We start from the raw sequence: 26,966 nt of genomic DNA, 5'->3' as shown, positions 1-26,966 counted from the left end.
CCAAACAGGCCCTAGCCCCCCAAGGCTTTCGCCGGGGCCCGTCGCGATCGCGACGGGCCCCGCGTGTGTCCGGGACCCCCTCCGGACGAGGTGGGGTCGACCCCTCCCATACGTGAGCGCAGGGACGAACTTTCTCATTCTCGGGACTGGTGTGGTTGGTGGGAAATACAGTGATCGCCACGTACCCCCGACAGCCCCTGTGAGGAGATGGTGTCGATGTCTACGTGCCCCACCGGCGGGGACCACGACTGGATCCTCGGCGACGACCGCAAGTTCCAGTGCGCCAAGTGCGGAGCTCAGAGCGCCCGGCGGTTCTGAGCCCCGGGACCCGGCTGCACCGTTCCGCGCCCGGCGAGCTGTCCCTTCTCCTCGGCGCGCCAGGTCACCGGCTCCCCCAGCATCTCGGCGACCCCCTTGGCCCAGCGCTCCAGGCAGGCGAACCGGTCCGGTCCCTCCGGAAGCACGGTACGTCCCTGGTAGGGCATGCCGTCCAGGACGACGACCTCGCCGTTCACCCGCAGTTCGGTGTCGTACTCGTTCGTGTTCGGCCTCATGCACCGGACTCTAACGGCCCGGGGTCGCGGCCGCCCGCGCTTTGGCCGACCACGGCCGCCGGACGGCCGCTCCTGCGCGCGGACCACGCGCGGGAGTTGGAAGAATGGGCGTATGGCCTCCCCCGAACCACCGGACTCCTCCGCGGCGCCCCCCGCCCTCCCCTCGGACCTGACCCGGCCTCCCGGCAGCGTCTCGCACCTGCGCAGGTACGTCAGCCTGCGCGGCCCGAACGCGCGGATGTGGATGACCGCGGCCTACTTCTCCGCCGCCCTCACCGCGGGGTTCCTCGTGGTCCTCGGGTCCACGTTCTGGCACGTGCTGCGCGAGGAGACCACGGTCGGCTCGGTGTCCCTGTGGGTCTCGGCGGCCCTGGTCATGTTCTTCGTCGGCCCGGGGAGCAACGTGTTCGTGATGCGCGGGCTGCCGCAGCGCATCACCAGGCAGGGCATCAGCGCCGACAGCGACGGCGTCACGGTCCTGCAGGAACGCAAGTGGTGGTTCCCCGGCGAGGGGACCTTCGTCGCCTGGCCGGAGATCCGGCGCATCCGGGAGGTGCACACCGGCGGCCGCAGGCTCACCTACTTCATCGAGTTCGTGCTGGACACCCACCGCACCGACGCCGAGCTGCCCAACTGGGCCGAGGACGCCGAGAGCCTGGGACTGGAGGCGGTGGACGCGCCCACGCAGTTCTACGTCCAGGTGCCCAAGGAGCTCAAGGAGAGGATCCTCAGGATGGTGGAGCGCACCGCGCCCCTGCCCTCCGTCGTGGAGCGGACCCCGCCGCTACGTTGAGGCGTGCCCGCCCAGGCGCCGGGTCAGCTCGGCGGCGGCGTCGCGCACCCGGCCGGCCAGCGCCTGGGGGGTGACCGGACGCGCGCTGGGCACCGTCAGGCTGATCGCCGCCGCAGGACGGTCGTTGTGGTCCGTGGCGGCCGCGGCCACCGACACGAAGCCCTCGGTGACCTGGCCCTCCTCGATCGACCAACCCTGGCGCCGCTCCTCGGCCAGCACCCGGCGCAGCTCCCCGGGGGTGGCCGGGCCGCGCCCGGTACGGCTGGTGAACGCCGCCGCGTCCGGATACAGGGCGCGCACCTGCGCGCGAGGCAGCCGGGACAGCATGGCCCGGCCCGACGCCGTCAGGTGCGCGGGCAGGCGCACGCCCACCCCGGTGATCAGCGTCGGGGCGTGCGGGGGCTGCTCCTTGAGCAGGTACAGGGTGTCGGCGCCGTGCAGCACGCCGAGGTGGGCCGTGGCACCGGTGGCCTCGGTGAGCTGGTGCAGCAGCGGACGGGCCAGGCGCTCCACGCCGTCGTGGCGCAGATAGGCCGAGCCGATCTCGAACGCGGCCACCCCCAGGCCCCAGCGGCGCTCCTCGGGCAGGTGGGTCACGAAGCCCTCCTGCGCCATGGCCTCCAGCAGCTGGTACACGCTGGAGCGGGGAACACCGAGCTCGGCGGCGATCGCCGAGGCCGACACCGGCCCCGGGCGGGTCGCCAGGAAGCGCAGCAGGCGCAGTGCGCGGGTGGCCGCCGGAACGAGGCTCATGCTCCGATTGTCTCGCAACGTCCGTCCTGATCGACCTCTATCTCGGAGCGCCGGGGCGTTCCACGACCATGGCGCGACGGGTTCTGGGTGCTGACAGCGAGTGGTACGCCCCCAACCACCAACGGGTGGAGTTCCTCAACGCCCTGCGAGGACTCGTGCTCGGGAAGAGGGTGTCGGTCAGCGACGCTGAGGCAGCACGCAAGCTCTGCAGCTTGCAGGCCATCGCGCACGTGGAGCCCGTCGGAGGTGTGGCGGACAGGATCTGGGAGCTCCGTTCCGATCTCACCGCGTATGACGCGGCTTACGTCGCTGTGGCGGAGGCGTTGGACTGTGCCCTTGTGACAGGGGATGTCCGTCTGGTTTCCGCCCCGGGGCTGCGGTGTGAGGTGCGGGTCATCCGTTAGCCGGGCGGGAGCCCGGCGGGTAGGCGCCCCTGCTGTCTGGCATGTCAGACGGAACCCTCGTGTCAGCCCTTCACCAGGGGCCTCATGGGCGATCAAATGGGGGCATGTCCACAGCAGTTCCTTCCGTCGTCGTCGGCGGTGCCCCCCTCACCCCGGCCCAGGTCCTCGACGTCGCCCGCCGCGGCGCGCACGTCACCCTCTCCGAGGAGTCCCGCAAGGCCCTCCGGCACGGCCGCGAGCGGGTCGAGTCCCTCGCCCGCGGCGAGGTTCCCGCCTACGGGGTCAGCACCGGCTTCGGCGCCCTCGCCACCCGTCACATCGCCCCCGACCTGCGGGCCCGCCTGCAGCGTTCGCTCATCCGCTCGCACGCCGCCGGAACCGGCCCCGAGGTGGAGCGCGAGGTCGTGCGCGCCCTGATGCTGCTGCGCCTGCGCACCCTGGCCTCGGGCAACACCGGTGTGGAGGCCGCCACCGCCGAGACCCTCGCCGCCCTGCTCAACGCGCAGATCACGCCGGTCGTGCACGAGTACGGCAGCCTGGGCTGCTCCGGCGACCTGGCGCCGCTGTCGCACGTGGCCCTCGCCCTGATGGGGGAGGGGGAGGTGTGCGACGCCTCCGGCGAGGTCCGCCCCGCCTACACGGCTCTGCACGAGGCCGGCATCCGACCGGTGGAGCTGGGCGCCAAGGAGGGCCTGGCACTGATCAACGGCACCGACGGCATGCTCGGCATGCTCGTACTGGCCTGTATGGACCTGGAACGCCTGCTCAAGGTCGCCGACATCACCGCCGCGATGAGCGTCGAGGCGCTGCTGGGCACCGACCGGGTCTTCGCCGAGGAGCTGCAGCGGCTGCGCCCGCACCCCGGCCAGGCCGCCTCCGCCGCCAACATGCGCCTGATGCTGGCCGACTCGCCGATCGTGGCCTCCCACCGCGGGCCCGACTGCAACCGCGTCCAGGACGCCTACTCGCTGCGCTGCGCCCCGCAGGTCGCCGGAGCCGCCCGCGACACCCTGGCCCACGCGCTGCTCGTGGCCGGGCGCGAACTCGACAGCGTCATCGACAACCCGGTGGTGCTGGACGACGGCCGCGTGGAGTCCAACGGCAACTTCCACGGCGCGCCCGTGGCCTATGTGCTCGACTTCCTGGCCATCGCGGTCGCCGACACCGCATCCATCGCCGAGCGGCGCACCGACCGCATGCTCGACGTGTCGCGCTCCCACGGCCTGCCCGCCTTCCTCGCCGACGACCCCGGCGTGGACTCCGGGCACATGATCGCCCAGTACACGCAGGCCGCCATCGTCTCCGAGCTCAAGCGCCTGGCCGTGCCCGCCAGCGTCGACTCCATTCCGAGCTCGGCCATGCAGGAGGACCACGTGTCCATGGGCTGGTCGGCGGCCCGCAAGCTGCGCCGCGCCGTGGACGGCCTGGCCGGCGTGCTGGCGGTGGAGCTGCTCACCGCGGCCCGCGCCCTGGACCTGCGCTCGCCCCTGGAGCCCGGCCCGGCCACCGGAGCCGTGCTGCGCACCGTGCGCGAGAAGGTCCCCGGCCCGGGCCCCGACCGCCACCTGGCCCCCGAGATCGACGCCGCCACCGCCCTGGTCACCGACGGCTCGGTGGTCGAGGCCGCCGAGTCCGTCGCCCCGCTGGCCTGACCCCCGAAGGAGAATCGCGTGAGTCGTCCACGTACCGTCCGCGCCGCGCGCGGCACCGCACTGTCCGCGAAGGGCTGGCAGCAGGAGGCCGCCCTGCGCATGTTCCACAACAACCTCGACCCCGAGGTCGCCGAGCACCCCGAGGACCTGGTCGTCTACGGCGGCACCGGCCGTGCCGCGCGCGACTGGCGCAGCTTCGACCGCATCACCGCGTCCCTGCGCGACCTGGAGGGCGACGAGACCCTGCTCGTGCAGTCGGGCCGCCCGGTCGGGATCATGCGCACCCACGAGTGGGCGCCCCGGGTGCTCATCGCCAACAGCAACCTGGTGGGGGACTGGGCGAACTGGCCCGAGTTCCGCCGCCTGGAGGCCCGGGGCCTGACCATGTACGGGCAGATGACCGCCGGCTCGTGGATCTACATCGGTACCCAGGGCATCCTCCAGGGCACCTACGAGACCTTCGCCGCCGTCGCCGCCAAGAGGTTCGGCGGGACGCTGGCCGGAACCGTCACCCTGACCGCCGGACTCGGCGGCATGGGCGGCGCCCAGCCGCTGGCCGTCACCATGAACGACGGCGTCGCGATCGTGGTCGAGTGCGACTCCAGCCGCATCGACCGCCGTATCGAGCACCGCTACCTGGACGTGCGCGCCGACAGCCTGGACCACGCCCTGGAACTGGCCGAGCGGGCGCGCGACGAGCGGCGCCCGCTGTCGGTCGGCGTGCTCGGCAACGCCGCGGAGGTCTTCCCCGAGCTGCTCTCGCGAGGGGCCCCGATCGACGTGGTCACCGACCAGACCTCGGCCCACGACCCGCTCGCCTACCTGCCCGCCGGAGTGGCCTTCGAGGACTGGCGGGGCCTGGCCGCCGCCAAGCCCGAGGAGTTCACCGCCCGGGCCCGCGAGTCCATGGCCGCGCACGTGGAGGCCATGGTCGGCTTCCAGGACGCCGGCGCCGAGGTCTTCGACTACGGCAACTCCATCCGCGACGAGGCGCGCAGCGGCGGTTTCGCCCGCGCCTTCGACTTCCCCGGGTTCGTGCCCGCCTACATCCGGCCGCTGTTCTGCGAGGGGAAGGGGCCGTTCCGGTGGGCGGCGCTGTCGGGCGACCCCGCCGACATCGCCCGCACCGACCAGGCGGTCCTGGACCTGTTCCCCGACAACGAGCACCTGGCCCGGTGGATCCGCATGGCGGGGGAGCGGGTCGCCTTCCAGGGGCTGCCCGCCCGCATCTGCTGGCTGGGCCAGGGCGAGCGGGCCGCCGCCGGAGCACGGTTCAACGAGCTGGTCGCCTCCGGAGAGGTCTCCGCGCCGCTGGCCATCGGCCGCGACCACCTGGACACCGGCTCGGTGGCCTCCCCCTACCGCGAGACCGAGGGCATGAAGGACGGCTCCGACGCCATCGCCGACTGGCCGCTGCTCAACGCCCTGGTCAACACCTCATCCGGTGCCTCGTGGGTGTCCATTCACCACGGTGGCGGCGTCGGCATGGGACGCTCGATCCACGCGGGCCAGGTCAGCGTCGCCGACGGCACCGACCTGGCCACCGCCAAGCTGGAGCGCGTGCTCACCAACGACCCCGCCATGGGCGTCGTCAGGCACGTGGACGCCGGGTACGAGGAGGCCGACCGCGTGGCACGGGAGCACGGCATCCGCGTTCCGATGCGCGAGGGCGAGTGAGGCCCGCCGGGGCGCGGTACGCGCCGCGCCCCGGCCGACCGCGCCCGAGAGCGCGGAGCACGTGAAACCATCCGTTCCGACGTGGGAAAACACCCTGTGAGCGATCAGTACACCGTCCCCGGCCCCGAGGCCTTCGACCGGATGTGGGCCGACCTGGCACCCGTGGGCCGCGACCCCGGCGGCGGATACCGCCGCCACGCCTGGAACGGCGCGGACACCGACGCGCGCGCCTGGTTCACCGAGGCCGCCGCCGCGCGCGGCCTGGACGTGCGCGCCGACCGCAACGGCAACCTGTGGGCCTGGTGGGGCGCGCCCGGCCCGGGCGCCGTGGCCACCGGCTCCCACCTGGACTCGGTCCCCGGTGGAGGGGCCTTCGACGGGCCCCTGGGCGTGGTCAGCGCCCTGGCCGCCGTGGACGAGCTGCGGCGGCGCGGCACCGTCCCCGAGCGCCCTCTCGCCGTCACGGTGTTCGCCGAGGAGGAGGGCGGACGGTTCGGCGTCCCCTGCCTGGGCAGCCGCCTGACGGCCGGGGAGGTCTCCCCCGAGCGCGCACGCGGCCTCACCGACGCCTCCGGGACCACCTGGGCCCGGGCCATGGAGGCCGCCGGGCACGACCCCCACGCCATCGGCGCCGACCCCGGGGCCCTGGCGGACCTGGACGTGTTCGTCGAACTGCACGTGGAACAGGGGCGCGCCCTGGAGGACACCCGCCACCCGGTGGGCGTGGCCAGTGCGATCTGGCCGCACGGGCGCTGGCGGATGGACTTCACCGGCCGCGCCGACCACGCCGGGACCACCCGCATGGCCGACCGCAGCGACCCCATGCTGCCGTTCGCGCACACGGTCCTGGCCGCGCGGGCCCTGGCCGAGGAGCACGACGCCCGTGCCACCGTCGCCAAGGCGCTGGTCACCCCCAACGGCACGAACGCGATCCCCTCCCTGGTCAGCGCCTGGCTGGACGCCCGGGCCGCGGACGGCGCCGCGCTCGACGCGGTCGTCGCGGGGGTGCGCGGGGCGGCGGAGAGGGCCGCCCGCGAACACGGCGTGGACCACGCGATGACCAACGAGTCCCTGACCCCGCTCGTGTCGTTCGCGCACGGCCTGCGCGACAGGCTGGCCGCCGTGGTCGCCGACCGGGCCCCCGACCCGCGGGTCCCGGTGCTGCCGACCGGGGCCGGGCACGACGCCGGGGTGCTCGCCGCCCACGTGCCCACCGCGATGCTGTACGTGCGCAACCCGACCGGGGTGTCGCACTCCCCCGAGGAGTGGGCACGTCCCGAGGACTGTCACTCCGGGGTGCTCGCCCTCGCCGACGTGCTCCAGGACCTGCTCGCCCGCCCCGTCGGGAGGGAGAGCCCGTGACCACCACGAACGGTACGGCCGGGGGGACCGCGCCGGGCGCGCGTCCGACGGGCGACAGGCGCTTCCGGGGAGCGCGTGACCACCGCGTGTGGTGCGAGTGGGCGTGGACCGGCGCCGGGGACGGCACCCCCGAGCACGGCGTGCTCGTGGAGGTGGCCGACGGCCGGATCGCCTCGGTGGAGGCGGGGGTCCCGGCGCCCGCCGACGCCGAGATCCTGTCCGGGCTGACCCTGCCGGGATTCGCCAACGCCCACTCGCACGCCTTCCACCGGGCGCTGCGGGGGCGCACCCACGCGGGCGGCGGGTCCTTCTGGACCTGGCGCGAGACGATGTACCGGGTGGCGGACCGCCTGGACCCCGACACCTACCGCCGCCTCGCCCGCGCGGTCTACGCCGAGATGGCCCTGGCCGGGATCACCTGCGTGGGCGAGTTCCACTACCTCCACCACGCTCCCGGAGGCGCCCGCTACGCCGACCCCAACGCCATGGGCCACGCCCTGGCGGCCGCGGCGGCCGACGCCGGGATCCGGATCACCCTGCTGGACGTGTGCTACCTGTCCGGCGGCCTGGACGCCCGCGGCGACCACCAGCCGCTGGCCGGAGCCCAGCTGCGGTTCGGCGACGGGGACACGGACCGCTGGGCCGACCGCCTGGCCGCCTTCGCCCCCGTCGGCGACCACGCGCGCACGGGCACGGCCGCCCACTCGGTGCGGGCCGTCCCGGCGGAGCAGCTTCCCGGCGTCGCCGCGTTCGCCGCCGAGCACGACGCCCCGCTGCACGTCCACGTCTCCGAGCAGCCCGCCGAGAACGCCGCCTGCCTGGCCGCCCACGGCCGCACCCCCACGGCCGTGCTCGCCGACGCGGGCGCGCTCACCGAGCGCACCAGCCTGGTGCACGCCACCCACCTGACCGACGCCGACGTCGCGAACGTCCGCGCGTCCGGCGCCACCGTGTGCCTGTGCCCCACGACCGAGCGCGACCTGGCCGACGGCCTGCCGCGCACCGGCGACCTACTGCCCGCCCCGCTCAGCCTGGGCACCGACCAGCACGTGGTGACGGACATGTTCGAGGAGGCCCGGGCGGTCGAGCTCCACGAGCGCCTGCGCACCCACCGCCGCGGCACCCTGGGTGCTGGTGCGCTGCTGCACGCCGCCACCGCGCACGGGCACGCCTCGCTGGGATGGATCCGCGCCGAACACGGGACGCCGGGCGCGCACGGGGTCCCTGTGCTTCGTGGAGGACCTCCACAGGAACCTCCGCGTTCCGAGGGGCTGCCCGACGCCGGTGCCCTGGCCCCCGGAACACGGGCCGACCTGGTCAACGTCCCCCTGGACGGCGCCCGCCTGGCCGGGGCCGACCCGGCCCGGGCCGCCGACGCCGCGGTCTTCGCGGCCACCGCCGCCGACGTGCGGCACGTGATGGCCGACGGGCGCTGGACCGTCCGCGACGGCGTCCACACCCTGGTGCCCGACACCGCACGCGAACTCGACACGGCCATCAAGGAGCTGCACGCATGAACGACGTACCCGAGAGCGTCCTCGTCGACGGCATCGCCACCCTGGTCACCAACGACCCCTCGCGGGGCCGGGGCGCCGTGGGCGAGGTCCGGGAGGCCGCCCTGGTCATCGAGGACGGCCGGGTGGCCTGGTCGGGGCCGCGCGCCCAGGCGCCCGCCGCCGACGCGCGGGTCGACGCCGCGGGGCGCTGCGTCATCCCGGGGTTCGTCGACAGCCACTCCCACATCGTGTTCGCGGGCGACCGCAGCCGCGAGTTCGCCGCGCGGATGAGCGGTCGGCCCTACTCGGCGGGCGGCATCCGCACCACCGTGGCGGCCACCCGCGAGGCCGCGGACGCCGACCTGCTCGCCGGAGCCCGGCGCCTGGTGCGCGAGGCCCGCGCCCAGGGCACCACCACCCTGGAGGTCAAGTCCGGTTACGGCCTCACCGTCGCCGACGAGGAGCGCTGCCTGGCCGTGGCCTCCCGCGTCACCGACGAGGTCACCTTCCTGGGTGCGCACGTGGTCGCGCCCGAGTACGCCGACGACCCCCAGGGCTACGTCGACCTGGTCACCGGCCCCATGCTCGACGCCTGCGCGCCGCACGCCAGGTGGGTCGACGTCTTCTGCGAGCGCGGCGCCTTCGACGAGGAGGCCTCCCGCCGCGTCCTCACCGCGGGGATGGAACGCGGCCTGCTGCCCCGCGTGCACGGCAACCAGCTGGGCGAGGGGCCGGGCGTGCGCCTGGCCGTCGAGCTGGGCGCGGCCTCGGTCGACCACTGCACCTATCTGGCCGCCGAGGACGTGGACGCCCTGGTCCAGGCCGCCGATCGCCCCGAGCCCACGGTCGCCACCCTGCTGCCGGGCGTGGACTTCTCCACCCGCCAGGCCTACCCGGACGCCCGCGCGCTCATCGACGCCGGCGCCCTGGTCGCCCTGGCCAGCGACTGCAACCCGGGATCCTGCTTCACCTCCAGCCTGGCCTTTTGCATCGCGGTCGCGGTCCGCGACATGGGAATGACCCCCGACGAGGCGGTGTGGGCGGCCACCGCGGGCGGTGCGCGGGCGCTGCGCCGCACCGACGTGGGCCACCTGGCCCCGGGAGCGCGCGCCGATCTGGTCATGCTGGACGCGCCCAACCACCTCTACCTGGCCTACCGCCCCGGCGTGCCGCAGGTCGCCGCGGTCTGGAAGGACGGGGAACTGGTCTCCGGACGCCCCTGAACCGGGGCGGGCGGCGGAGTGCGACGCGCGGATCGCCGAAGGTCCTCACGAACTCAACGGCCGCCTAACCTCACCGAAACCTGAGGCACCGAACCTGGAGTCACGTCGGTGCGCGTCCGCCGCCGCGGTACAGCGCCGTTCCGCGGCGGCGGAGGCACCGCCCCCGACCCCCAGGAGGTTCGCGGTGAGCCTGTGGCGTATCAGGACGGCGGTCGATGACCGCCCCGGCGGCCTCGCCCGGGTCGTCGAAGCCCTTGCGGGCTGCGGCGGGAACATCGTCGGCCTGTCCCTGCACACCGACGTGTCCGGTGTGGTCGACGAGTTCGTCGTGGATCTGCCCGGCGACCACGGGGCCGCCCTGCGCACGGTCGCCGGGCACAGTCCCACCGGTACGGTGACCGCCGTCCCCGCCCACCGGCGCGAGGTCGGGGACGACGTCACCCGCGCGCTGCTGCTCACCGAACGGCTGCGGTCCCACCCCAACCGGCTGCCCGACGCCCTGGCCGAGCTGCTGCTGGCCGACGAGGCGCACTGGACCAACCTGACGCACGCCCGGGGCGAGGGGGAGGCGGACCCGGGTACCGCCATGCTGGTGCCGGTGGGCCCGCTGCGGGGCGTCCTGGTACGCCGGGCCTCGCACCCCTTCACCTGGACCGAGTCGAGCCGGGCCGACGCGCTGGTGCGCTCGGTGATGCCCTCGGCCGGACCGGTTCCCGCGGACCGGACCGTACGCACCGCCGAGGGCGTGGAGCTGTCCCTGCGCCAGGTGCGGGAGACCGACGCGCCCGCGCTGAGTGCCCTGCACCGCCGCTGCTCGGCCGGGACCGTGCGCAACCGCTACCTCGCCGGCATGGACGAGCTGAGCCCGCACATGCTGCGCGTGTTCTGCGACTCCGGGCGCGGCCTCACCCTGATGGTGCGCCCGTCGGGCGAGGAGGAGCCGGTCGCCCTCGGGCACCTGATGTACACCCTCGATCCGGGGGTGGGCGAGATCGCCCTCCTGGTGGAGGACCCCTGGCAGGGACGCGGGGTGGGCACCGCCCTGACCCGCGCGCTGACGGTCACCGCCGCCGACTGGGGGCTGGCCGAGGTGCGCGCGGAGACCACGCTGGCCAACACGGGGATGATGCGGATCATGCGCCGCCTCGGAGCGTCGGTGCGTACGCGGGATGCGGGAGGCGGGTACGTGCAGGCCCGGCTGCCCGTGGCGGGGGCGCTGCGGAACGCGGTGGGAGGCGGGGTGCGGCGCGGCGGCCGACTGGCGCGGCTGATGGGCCAGGGCTGACGGAAGCGGTGGGGAAGCCCGGCGCACCGTGGCCGCGGGCCGCGGCGCGGGGAGGGGCCCGCGCGTGGAACGGGGGCCGGCGCCACCGGGATGGCGCCGGCCCCCGCTCGCGGTTGACGCGATGAGGTCTGTTCCCGGGGCACGGAAGGAGCCCGCTCCCCGGAAAGTTCCTAGGCGGACTCGCTGCCCGCGGTTCCGTCAGCGCTCTGGGCGCCCTCGGCGGGCGCGGAGGCCGCGGCCTTCTTGGTGGCGCGACGCTTCTTCACCGGACGCGAGTAGTCGACGAGGGGCTCCAGGCGGGCCTCGTACTCCTTGAAGCAGTCGGCGCACGCGTCGACCTCGCGGACGGAGCCCTCCCAGGCGAACTGGATGACCTCAGTCGCCTCGACCTTCTCCTCACGGACGGCGTGGGGGTCGCAGTACTTGAGCGTGAAGACCTCGGTGACCACGGCGGGGATTTCCCTTCGGTATCGCGTGAACAGAGCGGACCCCGTAATCATACACCTGTACGAAAGCGTGAACCGGCTGCATGCCGGACGTTCCGTCACGGGTTCGGGGTCGCCCCGAAGCCTAGCGAAGTTTCGGAAGGCCTGTGCGCCCGTGTCCGATCCGTGTGACGGGGTGACCAGGGAGTCCGCGCGCGGGCGCGGCGCCGGCGGTTGCCGGCCGCCCGGCCTTTCGCGCGGTGCCGTTCGGAAGGATCGGGGTGTCCTTCGGCGCGGACGTGGAAGAGGGGAAGTGGGCGCGGAAGACGGTTCGAGCGTTATGGCGCCGGGTGTTTGCTTTCCGCTTTTTCGTCCTTTTCCCGGGTTCGGTCCCTATCTTTTCCGTACGTCGATTCCCCTGTTCGGCGAACACGGGGCGGAGGGCGTCGCTAGGGTATTGCCCTATCCGGGAGGAACCGCCGGGTTCGGTCCTCCCGCCCGTGTGCGGCGGTGGCGGATCCCGCCCGGCGCGCACGGGGACACGGGTGCCGTGGGGAGCGGTGTTCGACGAGGATCAGGGGGAGGACCGTGGTCGAGTATCTGGAGGGCACGTACAGAAGTGCCGGTGACCAGGGAGAGGTCTCCGGCCCGGAGGTGAGCTGGGCCGTGGCGGGCCGACGGCGTGCCCGGGCCGACAGGGCGCTGATCTGCGACCGCATGTCGGTCGACCCGCGTTTCGTGGGACTCCGGAGGAGGTTCGCGGTCCGGAGCGGGGCGCTGGTCGCGGTATTCCTGTTCAGTTACCTTTCCTATCTGCTGCTTTCGGCTTACGCGCGTGATTTCATGAGCACGCGGATCGCCGATTCGGTGAACGTGGCGCTGGCCATGGGAATCGGGCAGTTCCTGTTGACGTTCGTCCTCGCCTGGGCGTTCGGCCGTTCGGCCGGGCGCTCACTGGACCCGCTCGCCCGTGAACTGCGGGAGCAGGCCCGCGAGGAGGAGGCCGTCGACGGGACGGCGGTCCGCCGATGAGCGCCACCGGAGAGACCGCGGGCGGTGCCGCCACGGGGGGCGGCACCGCCCGGGGCGGAGACGGGGGGACGTTCTCCGCCGCCGACCTCCTGCAGACCCTGGACGGCGGCACGGGAGGCCAGTTCGGCGCCACGCACGCCTGGACGGTCGGATTGTGCGCCCTGTTCGTCCTGGTCACCCTGGTCATCACCGTCCGCGCCCGGCGCACCACCCGGGGCGCGGTCGACTTCTACGCGGGCGGGCGCGGGTTCTCCAGCGCCCAGAACGGACTCGCCCTGACCGGCGACTACCTGTCCGCCGCCTCCTTCCTGGGCATCGCCGGGATGATCTCCCTCCAGGGCTACGACGGTTTCCTGTACTCCATCGGCTTCCTGATGGCCTGGCTGCTGGTGCTGCCGATGGCCCAGCTGGTGCGCAACACCGGCCGCTTCACCATGGCCGACCTGCCCGCCTTCCGCATGCGGCGGATGCGGGTACGCCTGGCCTGCACCGTCTCCACGGTCACGGTGTGCGTGTTCTACCTGGTCGCGCAGATGGTGGGAGCGGGCGCGCTGGTCGCGGTCCTGCTCGGCCTGCACGAGGGCGGGACCTTCCTGGGCGTCAGCGCCGACCACGCCCGCACCGGGGCGATCGTGCTCGTGGGCGTGCTGATGATCGTCTACGTCATGTACGGCGGTATGAAGGCCGCCACATGGCTGCAGATCACCAAGGCGGTCGTCCTGCTGTCCGTCACCGGGCTGCTGACCGTGCTGGTGCTGGCCCTGTTCTCCTTCGACCCGCGCGCTCTGCTCGACGGGGCGGCCCAGGCCAGCGGACACGGGCCGGCCTTCCTGGAACCGGGACTGCGCTTCGGGGTGGAGGAGCCGGGCGACCCCGCCCAGACCCTGTTCAACAAGCTCGACCTGGTCAGCCTCGGGCTGGCCCTGGTCCTGGGCACGGTCGCGCTGCCGCACATCCTCATCCGCTTCTACACCGTGCCCGACGGCCGTTCGGCGCGCACGTCGGTCAACCGCACCATCACCATGGTCGGCGTCTTCTACCTGATGACGCTGGCACTGGGCTTCGGCGCCGCCGCCCTGGTCGGCTCCGAGCGCATCGCGGCCATGGACCCCTCCGGCAACACCGCCGTGCCGATGCTCGCGGAGGAACTGGGGCGGCTGACCGCCGGCCCGGTGGGCGCGGCCGTGCTGCTCGCGCTGGTGTCGGCGGTCGCCCTGGCCACCATCCTCGCCGTCGTCGCCAGCCTCACCCTGGCCTCGTCCTCCTCCGTGGCGCACGACCTGTTCGGCCACATCCTCATGTGGGGACGCCCGCGCGAGTCGCAGGAGGTGGGAGCGGCGCGCCTGTCCGCCTGCCTGATCGGCGGCGCGGCCATCCTGCTGGCCGTCCAGGCCCGGGAACAGAACGTGGCCTTCCTGGTGGGGCTGGCCTTCGCCATCGCGGCCGCCGCCAACCTGCCGGTCATCGTGCTCACCATGTTCTGGCGGCGCTTCAACACCAGGGGCGTGGAGTGGGGCGTCTACGGCGGGCTGTCGGCCACCCTGCTGCTCATGCTGCTGTCGCCGGTGATGTCGGGCAGGACCGACCCTGTGACCGGGGAGAACCTGTCGGTGCTGCCCGCCTGGGTCGACATCCAGCTGTTCCCGATGGAGAACCCGGCGCTGCTGGCGGTACCGGTCGGATTCGCGTGCGCGGTCGTGGGCAGCCTGCTCTCGTCCGAGCGCGACACCGCCCGGTTCACCGAGCTGCGGGTGCGCTCCCTGACCGGCTGGGGCGCCGACCAGGACTGAACGCCCCGGCCGGGGAGGGGGACGCGGATCCCGGCCGCAGCGCCCGGCCCGCCCGGAGTCAGCGCTTGGGGCCCGCCTCCGCCATGGCCCGTGCCAGTTCGCGCAGCAGCTCGGGGATCCGCGGCGCGTTGCGGGCGATCCGGTCCCAGGAGCGCGCGGCCCGGTCGAGGCGCTCGCGCGTGGTCGGCTCCCCCGCGCCCCGCCTGGTGGCCCGCCTGTCCTGCCTGCGGAAGGAGGCGGTGACCGCCCAGAAGGCCGCCGCCACCAGCGGCCGGAGCACGCCGCGGCCGCGCACGTCGAGCACGGCCTCCACCGACCACCGGCCGTCGGGCCCGGCGGTGGGGGCCAGCCAGGCGCGGACGTCGGCCAGGGCGTGCGTGGCGTGCAGCCGGGCCGGAGGGTCCCCGCCCTCCGCGACCGCCGTGTACCAGGCGCCCGTGTCGAACCGAAGGGTGCCTCCTGCCGACCGAAGCCAGGTGCCGCGCCCGGGCACGCGCACCTGCACGGTCCAGGTCAGGAGTCCGGCCCGCGCGTCGTGGGCGACGGTTCCCCAGGTCACGGGGGGCTCGTTCGTGCCGACGGTGTCCGGCATGGCGAAGTCGATCGAGGAGGTGCCCGCCTCGTCCCAGGAGGTGATGGTCAGGCCGGTGCCGCTCCAGCCCTTCTCCGTGTCGCGGGCCGGGTCGACGGGCACGCCCTCGGGGGACAGTTCGGCGACGAGGTAGTGGCTGCGGGGCGCCAGATGGCGTCCGCTCTGCAGTTGGAGCGCGGTCTCCGGGGCCGCCGCGGCCGACCCGTCGTCCCCGGCCGGCGTCCCGGCGCCGCCCCGCGGCTCCCCGGCCTCCTCGCGGCCGACGAGTCCGAGCTCGTCGGCGCGCTGCTCCAGGCGCGCCCAGGCCTCCTCGTCGGGGGTGAGCAGCCAGCCGCGGCCGTCGAAGCGGCAGCTCCGGGCGACCTCGTGCAGGGCGGCGACGATCCGCGCGACCACCTCCTCGTCCACTGCGGTGATCTCGAAGGTGTGGCTCAGACGCGGCACGGTGTCTCCGGGGTCGGTTCGGGGAGCGGAGCGGTCGGGACGGGTGCTCCGCGTACGCGTGGACCAGCGTACGCACACACGGCCCCCGCCGCCCCGGGGACTCCGCGAACGGGGGCGGCACGGCCGCCCACAGCCCCCCTTCGAACAGTTGTACGCCCTTCGGGGGAGGGGCACAATGGCGTGCATGACCAGCACCAGGTACGTCGCGCTGCTGCGCGGGATCAACGTCGGCGGACACCGCCGCGTCGCCATGGCCGACCTGCGCGCCCTGCTCGGCGGGCTCGGCTACGGCGACGTCGCCACCTACGTGCAGAGCGGGAACGCGGTGTTCACCGCCGGGGAGAGGGATCCCGCCGCCGTGGCGGAGGAGGTGCGGGCCGCGATCGGCACCGAGCTCGGGCTCGACGTGCCGACGGTCGTGCGCACCGGCGCGCAGCTGCGCGCCGCCGTGGACGCCAACCCCCTCGACGTCGCCGACCCCGCCGGGTTCCTCGTCCTGTTCTGCTCCTCCGCTCCGGACGCCGAGAGCCTGGCGGGGATCGACCTGTCCCTGTATCCGCGTGAGCGCATGGCGGTGGTCGGCTCCCACGTCTACACCCTCCACGAGCAGGGGCTCAGACACGCCAGACTGCCCGCCCTCGTGGCCGGGCGCGTCGAGGGGACCACCACGGGCCGCAACTGGCGCACCGTGCTGCGCCTGCTGGAGATGGCCGGGGGCTGAACGCGTCCGCGACTGTCCGAGAGGAGTCCTCGGCGGCGTGCGTCGGCCGCTGCCACGACCATGCGAAGGGGTGGTGCCCGTGCCGAGGCGGTGGACCGTGATCCTGCGGAACCTGGCGGACACGGCGCGGCCGATCAGACCCGAGGACTGCCACGGGCTGCTCAACCGCTGGTGGCCGCAGTCCCCGGAGGAGCACACGGCGGCCAAGCGGTGGGCCATGAACGGCTGGCCCTCGCCTCTGGGCGACCGGCTGCACCACTGGACGCTCACCTGGCTGGACGACGACGTCCCGCCCCCGCTGTCGCCGGAGGAGCTGGTCGGCGAACCGCAGCGCGTCGGCGACCACCTGCTGGTACCGCTCTCGGCGACCTGCACCTTCGACCGCACCTACGCCCGGATGCTCACCGAGCCGCGCGGTGTCCGCGCCGTGCGCTCGGCGGATGTGCGCAGCCGGACCCCCGTCGTCATGACCACCCGCGACGCCTCCGGTGAGCGCATCCCGCACATCTGGCCCAGCCCGCGCCGCCTCTTCGGCGCCGTGCACCGCTCCGGAGGCGGGATCGTCGGCGGCAGCGGGGCCGTGGGCGCCGTGGCCCGGTTCGCGCCGACCGCGCTCGCCGAGTCCTGGCTCGACCTCGTGTTCGACGGCCTGGCCCAGGTACGCCGCGCACCCCTGCCCGGAGAGGACGTGCGGCTGGCGGAGCACCGCCACGCCGACAACCGCACCGTACTCGGCTGGCACGGAGGGCTGCGCCTGGAGCTGGCCGGGGGAGAGCGCCGCCACACCGACGCCTTCGCCGCGCTCCTGGAGCTGCTGGAACTGACCGGCGTCGGCAAGTACACCGCACAGGGCTTCGGCTCGGTGCGGGTGGACACGGTGACCAGCGGCCGGGCGCCCGCCGAGGTGTCCGCCCGGCGCCGGCGGAACCCGCGCCGGGTGCCCCGCCGCGCCCCCCTGCGGGTGGGCGGGACCCGGGCCGGTGCCGTCGCCGAGGCCGAGGAGTTCGGGGGTACCCTGTTCGACTGATCCGGCCGGTCCGCGAACCCACCGGTTCCCGCCCGAGGACGGCGGGCGGGGGCCGGTGCCCGGTCGGCTCCGCCCGGTCCGCCGCCACCGCGGGCGCCCGCCCCGTGGACGGGCGGGCGACCGGCGCGCGTGCTCACCGGGAGGACGCCGGTCCCCGCGCCGTTCGGTCCGCGCCCCGGTCCCGCAGGGCGCGGGCCAGGCCGCGCAGGTGCGGCACGAGGTCCCCGGGGGCGAGGGGCGGTGCGTCGGTGCCGGGAGCGGACGGATCGCGCCGCCGGCGTGTGACCGCTTCGGGTGTGTGCGGGATCATGGGGAACCTCCGTGCCGGTGCGGGTCTGTGCATCCAGCTCTCTCGGACAGCGCACCGGGGCGCACCGTCCGAGAGGGGTCGGTGGGGGCACGGCCCCGTACGGCCTCGCGCCACGACCCCGCACACCCCGCCGAGAAGGAGCCCGACACGGTGACCTGCACCCCCCAGCGGCGCCGCCCCACCGGAGTCGGCCAGGAAGCGCGGAGGCCTCCGTCCAGCGGTGTGGTGGTCGGTGTCGACCTGCGCGGTATCCAGGCCTACGTGTACAGCGGCAGGCGCATCCTGGACGCGGTCGGGCGCGCCGCCCTGGTCGCGGAACTGACCGACACCTCCGACGCCGAGCACGGGATCGCCGACCTGGTGCCGCCGGACTGCGTGGTGCTGCGTGACGCCGGAGGAGCGCTCACGGCGGTCTTCCCGGACGCGGTCTCGGCGCGCGAGTTCACCGCCCGCTACACCCGCCGTCTGCGTGACCGCGCCGGTGACCTGACCCCCGTGGTCGCGCACGTGCCCTACGGTCCGCTCCCGTGGCCCCGGACCCTCGGGGCGCCCCCGGCCACCGAGGCCGGGGCACCCGCGGCCTGGCGGCGCACCCGGTGCGGCGGTGGGCCCACGTCGGAGCGTGACGGGGAGGCCGGGCGGCCGGCCGGGGTGGACGGGGCGCTGGCCGTGCTGCCCGCGCGGCTGCGCGAGGCGCGGCGGTACATGTCGGCCCTGCACACTCCCGCCCACGGGTACGGGATCACCGCCGTGTGCTCGGTCAGCGGCGGCCCCGCCGAGTCGGTGGACGCCAGCCGCGCCCAGGACGGCCACGACGACGTCCACGAACGGGTGGCCGCGGACGTGGCACGCGCGCGGGGGATCGGTCGCCGCTGGCACCGCGCCCATGGCTCCGCCTGGCTGGCCGACGCCGCCACCGCCGCCGGTGCGCCCTCCCTCAGCCTGCCGATGGAGGTCGACCGGCTGGGCCGCGACCACGGCGGTGTCAGCCGCGTCGCGGTCGTGCACATCGACGTCAACGGCCTCGGCGCGATCCTGGGCCACTACCGCGAACGCGCGGGGGACCCCGGCGTACCCGGCTCCGGCGCGCTGGCCCAGCGGCGCCTGTCCACCCGCGTCCTCGGGCTGGTCGAGGGGCTGGCCCGCGCCCTGGTCCACGCCGTGGCGGCCACCGTCCACGCCGAGCCCGGTCGGCGGCCCCTCATCCACGGCACCGGTACCGCCGGGCCCATCGCCCTCCACCACGTGCCGCCCGGGCCCGTGGACGTGCCGGTACGCCCCGTCGTGGTCGCCGGGGACGACCTCACCGTCCTGTGCGACGCCCGGCTCGCCCTGAGCCTGGCGCGCTACGCGATCGACTGGCTGGACGCCGCCCCCGCGCTCGTCGGCGACCCCCGCGACCCCCGCGTGGGCCTGCACCGCGCGCTGGCCGAGGCCCACGGCGACCGCCCCGGCGGCGGCCGTACCGTCACCGGGCCCGACGGCGCCGCGCACACCACGTTCGTGCCCACGGTCGGAGTGGGCATCGCCGTCCAGCCGGTCGGCGCGCCGCTGTCGCTGGGCTACGACCTGTGCGAGGCGATGTGCCGCCGCGCCAAGGAGCACCGCGTCCGACTCATGGAGGGCGCCCCCGACGCCCCCGACGAGCACGCCGTGGCCTGGACGACGCGTTTCGACGGGGTCGACCGGGTGCTGCGCCGCCTCGACCAGGCCCGCCGGGCACCCGGCCCGCGGACCGGTCTGCCGCTGACCGGGACGGGGTTCACCCGCTTCCTGGACCGCTACCTGTCCGCCACCGCCCCGGGCAGCCTGCTCGCCGAGGGCGGCACCCGCCACCGGGGCTGGCTGGTCTCCGCGCTGGTCCCCCTGCTGGAGTCGGGTACCGACCCCGGTCCCGAACTCGCCCGCCGCGCCCGTGTGACGGGAGCCCCCGTCGAGCTGCCCCGGGGATGGACACCCGGCGGCCTGCTCGACGCGGTCGAGGTGATGGACCTGCACCTCGACCCCGGCCTGGCGGCGGCCCTCCCACCCCACCGGCCCCGACCACAGGGGCGGACAGGGGCCGGTGGCCCCCAGGTCCGGGCGGCCCGTCCGGGGAGCAGACCCCGATGAGCCGCCCGGACCGCGTCCTGGTGCACCTGGCCTCGCCCGCGCTGTTCGTCGGGGCCAGCGCGGACGGTACGGGCGCCGACACCGACGTGGTCACCGACGGGCACGGCCTGCCCTACCTGCCCCGCCACCGCCTCGCCGCGCGGCTGCGCGACGGTGCGGCCGGCGCGCTGGCGGTGGCGCCCGGGCTCGCCGGGGCCCGCGACGAGGTCCTCGGCCGCGGGCGCTCCCACGGAGCGGACCGGATACTGCGAGTGGGCCACGCCGTCCTGGGTGACCAGGTGCGCACGGCGGTCGCCCGCGCGCTCGCCGGCCGCGCCGAACCGGTGCGCTCCACCCTGCGCCGTGCGGTCACCGACGCCTACACCGCCCTGGAGTCGGGGACCGGGGTCGGTCCGGACGGGGCCCCCGAACCGGGCCGTCTGCGCACCCACCGGGTACTCCTTCCGGGACTGACCCTGACGGCGGCGCTGACCTGGGCCTCCCCGCCGGGCGAGGAGCACTGGCGGCTGCTGGCCCGCGCCTGCCTGGCCACCACCCGGATCGGACTGCGGGGCACGCGCGGTCGGGGCCGGGTGGACGTGCGCCTGGCCGGACCCGGCGACACCGACCCGCACGCCGTGACCCTGCGCCTGGCCGCGCCCGCGAACAGGCGCGGGGACCGGGAGGTCTCCCCCGTATGAACCCTCCTCCACCCGGCACGAGGACGGCCGGACCCGCGGTGCCCCGGCCGCGGGGATGCGGAGCCACGGCGAGAACATGAATACTTCTCGTATCCAGTACCCGCACCGTGCCCCCGGGCGCGTCCGTGCCGGCGGCGCGCACACCACGGTGCGGCCACCGATCACCGGAACGCGGAAGGGGGACGGGCCCGTGGACGTCCTCGCGGTGAGCGGCTACCTGCCGCTGCGCCTCGTCCTCACCGACACCCTGGCGGTGCGCACCTCCCTAGACCCGCTGCGTACCGACTCCGAGCACACCATCGGCGGACGCGCCCAGCGCGGCATGCTCGCCGCCGCCCTGCGGCGCGCGGGCCGCGACCGCGAACTCCACGACTGGGTGGCCCGGGGCGAACGGGTCCGCTTCGCCCCCGCCCACCCCCGGCTTGAACCGGACGGCGACCCCCGCCCCTCCCGGCGGGCCGCCGTCGCCTACCCCGCCCCCGCCTACCTCTACACACCGGGAAAGGACGGCGACACCGCGGTCGACGTCTTCGGTGACACCGACCCCGCCACGCCCTACCGTGCGGTCCGCGACCCCCTCACCCCCGACCGCTCCCTGCGCGCCGCCGTGCGCGCCACCGCCGAGCAGTACCTCGGCCGCTCCCGTACGGGCGGGGCCGACCGGAGCGTTCCCTTCTTCACCACCAGCCTCGACCCCGGCCAGGTCTTCGAGGCCCGCTGGCAGCTGCGCGCACCCGACCACGCCTCCCTCAGGCGGCTCGCCGAGGAGATCACGGACTTCCTCGCCGAGGCCGACGGCACCCTCACTCTCGGCTCCGGCGGCACCCGTGCCCACGGCGGTGTCCGCGTGGCCCCCGCCGACCCCGGCCGGCTCCTGTCACCGGACCGGGTCGACTCCGTCCACGCGCGCTCCTGGGCGGCCGGAACCCCCGTCGACCTGCTCCTGCTCTCCCCGGCGCTGCTGGTCGGCGCCGACGGCCAGGCCTGTCCCCGGGCCCTGGTGCCCGCCGTGCTCGACCTCCTCGCCCGGCGCCTGCCCGGCACCCGCGCGCACGTCCTGGCCGACCACGTGGAGGCCGGACTCGTCGGTGCCTACCACCGCGGCTACCAGGGGCCCATGGCCCAGCGCTGGGCGGCCCTCCCGGGCGCGGTGGTCCGCCTGCGCCTGGACCGCGACCTGACCGCCGACCAGGTCCGCGACCTGGAGGCGCACCCCCTGGGCGAGCGCGTCGTGGACGGCCACGGCCAGTTCACCCTGCTGCCCCCGCCCCCTCCCGGCCCCCGACCCCTTGCCCCCGTGGCCGCCCCCCTCGCGGGCCGGCCCCCGGGCACCGTCCCCCTCGCCGACGGCCGGGCCGTCCCCGCCGCGCCGCCCCCTCTCCCCGAGTGGGACGACCAGCTGCGAGCCCTCCACGAAGCGCTCCTGTGGAGCGCCGCCCTCCAGCCCGTCCGCGACCACGCCCGCGCCCTGGCCCGGGCGTCGGCGCGCCTGCTGTACCCGCTCACCCCCCACCTGCTGAGCCGCCTGCACGAGATCGCCGTCCATCCCCGCCACACCCCCGAGAGCGCCCTCGCCGCCCTCGAACGCACCGTCACCGGGCACACGCACGAACACGCGGACGCCGACTCCGCCGACGCCCACAGGTTCCCGCACGACCGCGCCGTACGCGCGCTGGCCCGCGCACGCCTGACCCGCCCCGGCGGACAGGGCACCGTCACCGTCCGCTCCTGGCTGGAGGGACTCTCCGGGTCCACGGCCGCCGACTGGTGGTCCGACAACAGGCCCGACCCCGCGCACAGCCCGGCCTACGCCCGCGCGATCGCGGCCGTGGACCTCACCCTGTCCGACGGCCTCCCGTCCGGCGACCACCCCAGCGGCCTCTCCGCCCGGGCCCGCGACTGGGAGGGGCGCGCCGCCCCCCGCCTCACCCTGGCCCTGGTCTCCTCCTGGCTGGCCGAGGCCGCCCGCGTCCTGCGAGCCGAACAGGACGGGGGACGTCCCGACGGGGGAGGCGCCGAGTGAGCGGCGGTCCCCGCGGACCCGGACTGCTCTGGGAGATCTCCCTCCGGCTGCGCCTGCTCTCCGACACCCATGTCGGCGCCGCGCGGGCCGCTCCCCGCCACACCGAGGAGGGCGACGTGGACCTGCGGGTGGACCGCGACCCGGGCACCGGCGTGCCCCGCCTGCGCGCCACCACCCTGGCCGGACTGCTGCGCCACGAACTCGCCGCACGCACCGGCGACCCCGACGGCGTCCGCGCGCTCATGGGCGCCGCGCGGGCGGGCACCGCCGCCGACCGGGACGCGCCCGCCACGAGCGCCCTGGACGTGGACGACGCCCCCGCCGAACTCCCCGGGGAAGCCGCGGTCGCGGTCCGGACCGGTACCCGGGTGGACCCGGCCTCGGGCACCGTCCGGCCGGGACGCGTCTGGCGGTGGGAGATCCTGCCGGCGGGCACCGTTCTCACCGCGCACATGCGCCTGCACGTGCCGGCCCCCGCCGACGAGGTCCGCCTGCTCACCCTGCTGCTCCTGGCCGCCGACGGCCTGGGCGGACCCCGCGCCCCCGGACCGGGGATCCGCGTCGGCGGCCGCACCGGCCGGGGCTACGGTGCCGTCCGCGCCACCCGCTGGGCGGCCCGCCGCCACGACCTCGCCGACGAGGACGACTGGTTCGCCTACCACGCCCGGACCTGGGACCGGCGCTGGAGGGACGGCGCCGACGCGCTCGCCGACGCCCCGGCCGACCTGGCCACCGCCCTGACCGACGGCCTGCGCGCCTCCGGCCGCGCGGCGGCCGCCGCACACCTGGCCGCCCGCGCGGATCGGCCCGACCGCCGCCACCGCGACGAACTCCACCTGACCCTGGTCGTCGCCGAGCGGCCCGATCCCACTGTCCCGCCGGCGCGCGACCTCCGCCCGGGGCTGCTCATGGTCGGTGACGACCCCGCCCACGAGCGGATCGGCGAGGCGGACCGGGCGCACCGGCACCGCCCCGCCGTGGCCGACCCGGACCGGGCCGACCTCCACCTCGCCCCGGTCCTCGGCGACACCGCGCTGTTCGCCCTGTTCAAACGGATCGGCGGCCGCTTGGCCCGTGACGCCGCCGAACACCTGGGCGCCCCGCCCGACCGCTGGAGGGACTGGCACGGGCGCTGGTGGGGCGCCGACACCGACCATCGCGGCCGGCCGCGCCCCTCCCGCATCCGGCTGCGCGCCATCCCCGTCCTCACCGGCGGCGCACCCCTGACCACCACCCGCCTGACCGTGGACTCCCTGTTCGGTGACGCCGTCGACGGCCGCCTGTTCACCACGGACCTGCACTGCGGCGGCAGCGCCGAGGCGGTCGTGGACGTGAGCGAGCCCGACGACGCGGTACGCGGCCTGCTCACCCTCCTCGTGCGAGAGCTGGCCACGGTACCCTTCGACACCCTCGGCGCGGGCGCGGGCAGCGGGAACGGGCGCCTGAGCGCGACCCGGGCCCGCCTGACCACCCGCCCCGGCGACGGCGGCCCGCCGCGAACGGTGGACCTGCTCGCCGCCGTGTTCGAACCCGAGGGCGCGGAGGCCGCCGCCGCACGCGGCTGGCTGGCCGCCCTGCGCACCGCGCTCGCTCCCGACGACGGCACGAAGGAGGCATCCCGGTGAACCAGGACCCCCCGAGCCCGCGGGGCCTGGCCGTCCACCGCCTGACCGGGGAACAGGTCGACGAGGTCCTCACCGACGTCTTCGTCCGGGGCCGGCGGTGCCGCCTGCTCGACACGGGCACCGGGGACGTCCCCGGCTCGCCCGGCCGTCCCCAGTGGCTGCTCGCCGAACTCGGCGACGGCCGCGTCACCGGCGCCTGCCCGGGCGGGAGGTGGCGCCGCTCGGACCAGCCGCCCATCGGCGAGGTGCCTCCTCCGGGCCCGGAGGGCGAGCGCTGGCGGATCCTGGAGGTCCTGGTGTTCGGCCCGCACGCGCAGGTCCGCGTCGGCGAGGGCGCCGGGGCCGGATGGATCAGCGCCGACGCGCCCGGACCGCTCCCTGAGTGGCTGCGTCCGCGCGACCGCTCCTTCCTCCTCCAGGGCTGGAACGGCCCGGAGTACAGCCGCACCCTGGAGGGCGAGGTGCCCCTCGCGGTGACCCGGGAGCCCTCCGGCACCCGCGCTGTCCTCCCGGTGGAGTGGGCCGACTTCTCCGGCCGTCTGCGCCCCGGGGCCGACGGCGGGGCCGCCCTGGAGAGCTCGGGCACCTGGCTGACCGTGCGCGAGTACTGGGCCGAGGACCCCGCCACCGGGGCGGTCGGGGTGGCCTTCCACCGGCTCACCGGTATGCGCACGGGCACGAAGCCGACCGGACCGGAGTTCGACGTGGGCACCGGCGACGAGACCGGGGAGAGGGGGACCCCGTGGTGAACCCGCGCGAGGCCGCCGCGCGAACCGGCGGCGCGCCCGCTCCCGCGCACCGGGACGGCCGCTTCCACGCCACCGCGCCCTACGGGCTGGTGCGGCTCGCCGACACCCCCATGCCCGCCTTCGACCTGCACGGGGACCACTCCGCCGACGATCTCCTGCGCAGCCACGACCGCACGGTGCCGGGCACCCACTCGGGGTGGATCGACCTGACCCTGACCACGCTCACCCCCGCCTTCGTCGGCCAGACCCCCGAGCGCGGCCGGGTGAGCGCGTCCCTGCGCTTCCCCCACGGCGACCGCCGACTGCCCGCCATCCCCGGCTCCACCCTGCGCGGCCTGGTCCGCAACACCGTGCGCATGCTCACCAGCGGCGAGACCGGCCCGGTCAACACCCCGATGCTGTTCTTCCGCGCGCCCGTGCGCATCGACCCCGACAGCGCCGACAGCGCCCTGTCCACCCGGGCCCGCCAGGTCATGGCCCACCAGCACTCCCACTACCGGAGGCGCCGCGCCGGGCTGCGCACCAAGCAGGGCTTCCTGTTCCACTCGGCCTCCGACGGGCACTGGTACGTGGTCGAGGTCCCCGCCACAGCCCTGTCCGGCGAACCCGGCCAGGCCCTCAAGGTGCCCTTCGCGGTCCTGCGCGAGAGCCTGCGCACGTGGGACTTCGGGGTCGAGGACTTCCCCGACCCGCCCAGGAGCAGCACCTACGTCCCCACCACCCACGAACAGCACGGACACCTGCAGTACCGGTGGGTGCACGCGGTCCACCTGCCAGGGGAGCGGCGCGTGGCCGCCGTCGCGCCCACCGCAGGGGAGGCGCGCGCCCACCTCGACGCCCGCGCCGCCTCGGCCCGCGGCCTCGGCGGGGGAGGCGTGGTGCACGCCTTGCTCGTCCTGACCGGGGTCGCCGCCGGTGAGCGCCGCAACGCCTACCTCTTCCCCCGCCCCCCGGATCTGCGCGGGGGCCTGCGCGTTCCCGACGCCATGGTGGAGCTGTTCGAGTCGGCCGAGCAGGTCACCGGCTACCAGCGCGCCGCCTTCCCCGACACCCTCGGCACGGGCCCGGCCGACCCGGGGCGGGAGCCGGTCGCCGGGGCCGGCGGCGGCGGACTGCCCCGGCGCGGCCTCGAACCGGTCTGGTTCGACCTCGACTCCTCCGGCGCGGTGGTCTCCTTCGGCCGCTCCGGCGGCTACCGCATCGCCGTCAGCGACGACAACCCGGTCCGCCGCGCCCTGCCCGCGCCCGTCCTGGGCCCCCAGCACGGGGACCCCGACCGTGCCGTGCTGGCGGGCCGCACCGTGGACGTGTGCCGCGCCCTGTTCGGCGACACCGACACCTTCGCGGGCGAGGCGGGCGCCTCCAAGGGGCGGGTGTCCTTCGGCAGCGCGCTGAGCACCGACCCCGAACCCGACTACCCCGACGGCGCGGCCCTGCGCGTCCAACTGCTCTCGCCCCAGCGGGGCTGCTTCGCCAACTACCTGGTGCAGGGCCCCGACGCGGCCTCGGGGGAGCGGCCCGACATCATCACGTGGTCGCACGAGGGCCGGGTGCGCCTGGGCGGGTACAAGACGTACCTGCACCGGCACCGCGCCGAGCTGGGCAGCCCGGTCCGCTATGACGCGCGCGCCCGGGAGGAGCTGGGCCTGGCGGTGCTGCCGCCCGGTTCGCGGGCCGAACCGCCCCGCGACACCCAGCGCGACATCGTCCCCCTCCGCGACGGCCTCACCTTCCACTCCCGCGTCATCTTCACCAACCTGACCGACGGCGAACTCGGAGTGCTGCTGCGCGCCCTGCTGCTCGACAACCCCGTGGACGGGGGAGACCCCGCCGACCCCGAGCACGCCCACAAGATCGGTATGGGCAAGTCGCTGGGCATGGGCAGCGTGCACCTGCGGCCGGAGCTGTACCTGGTGGACCGGCGCGTCCGCGCCCTGGACCCGGGCCCGGTCGCCGGAGTCGTACGCGCCGACGGCAGCCGGGTCCAGGGGTTCCTGGACGCGTTCGGCGCCGCGCTGACGGGCAGGCGGCTGCCGGGCGGGCCCGATCCCGACCGGTGGCGGGAGGTGGAGCAGGCGGTGGACGTGTGCCTGGCCAGCCGGTGGAGGGGCCGCCTGCCCTGGGAGGAGACCGCGGTGATGTCGCTGCGCGAGTTCGCCGAGTACCCGGTGCTGCCCCCGCTGACCCGGCGGTTCCGCGACGCCGGGCGGCCCGGCCGGACGTGAGGGGCGGCCCGC

At 75.6% G+C, this 26,966-nt stretch carries 23 protein-coding genes; 18 read left to right on the top strand and 5 right to left on the bottom strand.

Annotation, left to right across the window (positions count from 1 at the left end; translation table 11 throughout):
• Positions 1 to 296: 296 nt before the first annotated feature.
• Positions 297 to 554: a hypothetical protein gene (locus A6A08_RS10110; protein WP_073702293.1), complete on the bottom strand. Its 258-nt coding sequence runs from the start codon at positions 552 to 554 to the stop codon at positions 297 to 299.
• Between the two features lie 112 nt (positions 555 to 666).
• On the opposite strand from A6A08_RS10110, the gene A6A08_RS10105 reads away from it, so the two are divergent.
• Positions 667 to 1,347: a hypothetical protein gene (locus A6A08_RS10105; protein ID WP_073702292.1), complete on the top strand. Its 681-nt coding sequence runs from the start codon at positions 667 to 669 to the stop codon at positions 1,345 to 1,347.
• Here A6A08_RS10105 and A6A08_RS10100 read toward each other — a convergent pair.
• Positions 1,339 to 2,100, bottom strand: a complete 762-nt coding sequence (locus A6A08_RS10100) for an IclR family transcriptional regulator (RefSeq protein ID WP_073702291.1) — start codon at positions 2,098 to 2,100, stop codon at positions 1,339 to 1,341. The genes A6A08_RS10105 and A6A08_RS10100 overlap by 9 nt on opposite strands.
• On the opposite strand from A6A08_RS10100, the gene A6A08_RS10095 reads away from it, so the two are divergent.
• The 7 genes from A6A08_RS10095 (at position 2,070) to A6A08_RS10065 (ending at position 11,199) form a co-directional block, all read left to right on the top strand.
• Positions 2,070 to 2,504 carry a type II toxin-antitoxin system VapC family toxin gene (locus A6A08_RS10095; protein WP_073702301.1) on the top strand — a complete coding sequence of 145 codons (435 nt, stop codon included), beginning with the start codon at positions 2,070 to 2,072 and terminating at the stop codon, positions 2,502 to 2,504. The two genes, A6A08_RS10100 and A6A08_RS10095, sit on opposite strands and share 31 nt — an antisense overlap.
• Positions 2,505 to 2,608: 104 nt before the next feature.
• Entirely contained in the window at positions 2,609 to 4,156 is a 1,548-nt protein-coding gene (hutH, locus tag A6A08_RS10090) for a histidine ammonia-lyase (RefSeq protein WP_073702290.1), read from the top strand.
• Positions 4,157 to 4,174: 18 nt separating this feature from the next.
• Positions 4,175 to 5,833, top strand: a complete 1,659-nt coding sequence (hutU, locus tag A6A08_RS10085; RefSeq protein ID WP_073702289.1) for a urocanate hydratase — start codon at positions 4,175 to 4,177, stop codon at positions 5,831 to 5,833.
• A 96-nt stretch (positions 5,834 to 5,929) separates the two neighbouring features.
• Positions 5,930 to 7,195, top strand: coding sequence for an allantoate amidohydrolase (locus A6A08_RS10080; RefSeq protein ID WP_083609045.1), 1,266 nt, complete (start codon positions 5,930 to 5,932; stop codon positions 7,193 to 7,195).
• A complete protein-coding gene (locus A6A08_RS10075) occupies positions 7,192 to 8,712 on the top strand; it encodes a formimidoylglutamate deiminase (protein WP_199866896.1) in 1,521 nt (506 codons plus the stop codon). The genes A6A08_RS10080 and A6A08_RS10075 overlap by 4 nt, the downstream gene beginning before the upstream one ends.
• Positions 8,709 to 9,914, top strand: coding sequence for an imidazolonepropionase (hutI, locus tag A6A08_RS10070; RefSeq protein WP_073702288.1), 1,206 nt, complete (start codon positions 8,709 to 8,711; stop codon positions 9,912 to 9,914). The genes A6A08_RS10075 and hutI overlap by 4 nt, the downstream gene beginning before the upstream one ends.
• Before the next feature lie 184 nt (positions 9,915 to 10,098).
• Positions 10,099 to 11,199 carry a GNAT family N-acetyltransferase gene (locus tag A6A08_RS10065; protein WP_073702287.1) on the top strand — a complete coding sequence of 367 codons (1,101 nt, stop codon included), beginning with the start codon at positions 10,099 to 10,101 and terminating at the stop codon, positions 11,197 to 11,199.
• 170 nt (positions 11,200 to 11,369) lie between these two features.
• On the opposite strand, the gene A6A08_RS10060 is transcribed toward A6A08_RS10065, so the two are convergent.
• Entirely contained in the window at positions 11,370 to 11,648 is a 279-nt protein-coding gene (locus tag A6A08_RS10060) for an Lsr2 family protein (protein ID WP_073702286.1), read from the bottom strand.
• 564 nt (positions 11,649 to 12,212) lie between these two features.
• On the opposite strand from A6A08_RS10060, the gene A6A08_RS10055 reads away from it, so the two are divergent.
• Together A6A08_RS10055 and A6A08_RS10050 are read left to right on the top strand one after the other, a co-directional pair.
• Positions 12,213 to 12,656: a DUF485 domain-containing protein gene (locus A6A08_RS10055; RefSeq protein ID WP_073702285.1), complete on the top strand. Its 444-nt coding sequence runs from the start codon at positions 12,213 to 12,215 to the stop codon at positions 12,654 to 12,656.
• Positions 12,653 to 14,446, top strand: a complete 1,794-nt coding sequence (locus A6A08_RS10050; protein ID WP_073702284.1) for a cation acetate symporter — start codon at positions 12,653 to 12,655, stop codon at positions 14,444 to 14,446. The genes A6A08_RS10055 and A6A08_RS10050 overlap by 4 nt, the downstream gene beginning before the upstream one ends.
• 58 nt (positions 14,447 to 14,504) lie before the next feature.
• On the opposite strand, the gene A6A08_RS10045 is transcribed toward A6A08_RS10050, so the two are convergent.
• The gene (locus tag A6A08_RS10045) at positions 14,505 to 15,482 is read right to left on the bottom strand and encodes a hypothetical protein (protein ID WP_073702283.1); all 978 of its coding nucleotides are present in this window, start codon (positions 15,480 to 15,482) and stop codon (positions 14,505 to 14,507) included.
• Between the two features lie 184 nt (positions 15,483 to 15,666).
• Here A6A08_RS10045 and A6A08_RS10040 point away from each other — a divergent pair, with 184 nt between their 5' ends.
• A complete protein-coding gene (locus A6A08_RS10040) occupies positions 15,667 to 16,203 on the top strand; it encodes a DUF1697 domain-containing protein (RefSeq protein ID WP_073702298.1) in 537 nt (178 codons plus the stop codon).
• Between the two features lie 70 nt (positions 16,204 to 16,273).
• Positions 16,274 to 17,230: a CRISPR system precrRNA processing endoribonuclease RAMP protein Cas6 gene (gene cas6, locus A6A08_RS10035; RefSeq protein ID WP_083609041.1), complete on the top strand. Its 957-nt coding sequence runs from the start codon at positions 16,274 to 16,276 to the stop codon at positions 17,228 to 17,230.
• 133 nt (positions 17,231 to 17,363) lie between these two features.
• Here cas6 and A6A08_RS27945 read toward each other — a convergent pair whose 3' ends face one another.
• Entirely contained in the window at positions 17,364 to 17,540 is a 177-nt protein-coding gene (locus A6A08_RS27945) for a hypothetical protein (protein WP_158069273.1), read from the bottom strand.
• Between the two features lie 150 nt (positions 17,541 to 17,690).
• Between A6A08_RS27945 and A6A08_RS10030 the strand changes: the two genes are divergently transcribed.
• The 6 genes from A6A08_RS10030 (at position 17,691) to A6A08_RS10005 (ending at position 26,954) form a co-directional block, all read left to right on the top strand.
• Positions 17,691 to 19,652, top strand: a complete 1,962-nt coding sequence (locus A6A08_RS10030) for a hypothetical protein (protein WP_378699902.1) — start codon at positions 17,691 to 17,693, stop codon at positions 19,650 to 19,652.
• Complete coding sequence (locus A6A08_RS27530; RefSeq protein ID WP_073702281.1) at positions 19,649 to 20,332, top strand: hypothetical protein; 684 nt, start codon at positions 19,649 to 19,651, stop codon at positions 20,330 to 20,332. Before A6A08_RS10030 ends, A6A08_RS27530 begins: the two co-directional genes overlap by 4 nt.
• A 190-nt stretch (positions 20,333 to 20,522) precedes the next feature.
• Positions 20,523 to 22,355 (top strand): hypothetical protein, encoded by a 1,833-nt coding sequence (locus A6A08_RS10020; RefSeq protein WP_073702280.1) that lies wholly within the window; start codon positions 20,523 to 20,525, stop codon positions 22,353 to 22,355.
• On the top strand, positions 22,352 to 23,980 hold the full coding sequence (locus A6A08_RS10015) for an RAMP superfamily CRISPR-associated protein (protein ID WP_073702279.1): 1,629 nt from the start codon (positions 22,352 to 22,354) through the stop codon (positions 23,978 to 23,980). Before A6A08_RS10020 ends, A6A08_RS10015 begins: the two co-directional genes overlap by 4 nt.
• Complete coding sequence (locus A6A08_RS10010; protein WP_073702278.1) at positions 23,977 to 24,729, top strand: hypothetical protein; 753 nt, start codon at positions 23,977 to 23,979, stop codon at positions 24,727 to 24,729. Before A6A08_RS10015 ends, A6A08_RS10010 begins: the two co-directional genes overlap by 4 nt.
• Complete coding sequence (locus A6A08_RS10005) at positions 24,726 to 26,954, top strand: TIGR03986 family CRISPR-associated RAMP protein (RefSeq protein WP_143181736.1); 2,229 nt, start codon at positions 24,726 to 24,728, stop codon at positions 26,952 to 26,954. The genes A6A08_RS10010 and A6A08_RS10005 overlap by 4 nt, the downstream gene beginning before the upstream one ends.
• Positions 26,955 to 26,966: the final 12 nt, after the last annotated feature.

Source organism: Nocardiopsis sp. TSRI0078 (assembly GCF_001905145.1).
Lineage (GTDB): Bacteria > Actinomycetota > Actinomycetes > Streptosporangiales > Streptosporangiaceae > Nocardiopsis.
Note: the sequence above shows the minus strand (reverse complement) of the source record. Positions and strands in the feature narration are given on the sequence as shown.

Coding starts and splice junctions, on each gene's coding strand:
- A6A08_RS10050 (WP_073702284.1), top strand. CDS start 12,653: ATGAGCGCCACCGGAGAGACCGCGGGCGGTGCCGCCACGGGGGGCGGC.
- hutH (WP_073702290.1), top strand. CDS start 2,609: ATGTCCACAGCAGTTCCTTCCGTCGTCGTCGGCGGTGCCCCCCTCACC.
- A6A08_RS10110 (WP_073702293.1), bottom strand. CDS start 554: ATGAGGCCGAACACGAACGAGTACGACACCGAACTGCGGGTGAACGGC.
- A6A08_RS27530 (WP_073702281.1), top strand. CDS start 19,649: ATGAGCCGCCCGGACCGCGTCCTGGTGCACCTGGCCTCGCCCGCGCTG.
- hutI (WP_073702288.1), top strand. CDS start 8,709: ATGAACGACGTACCCGAGAGCGTCCTCGTCGACGGCATCGCCACCCTG.
- A6A08_RS10040 (WP_073702298.1), top strand. CDS start 15,667: ATGACCAGCACCAGGTACGTCGCGCTGCTGCGCGGGATCAACGTCGGC.
- A6A08_RS10105 (WP_073702292.1), top strand. CDS start 667: ATGGCCTCCCCCGAACCACCGGACTCCTCCGCGGCGCCCCCCGCCCTC.
- A6A08_RS27945 (WP_158069273.1), bottom strand. CDS start 17,540: ATGATCCCGCACACACCCGAAGCGGTCACACGCCGGCGGCGCGATCCG.
- A6A08_RS10100 (WP_073702291.1), bottom strand. CDS start 2,100: ATGAGCCTCGTTCCGGCGGCCACCCGCGCACTGCGCCTGCTGCGCTTC.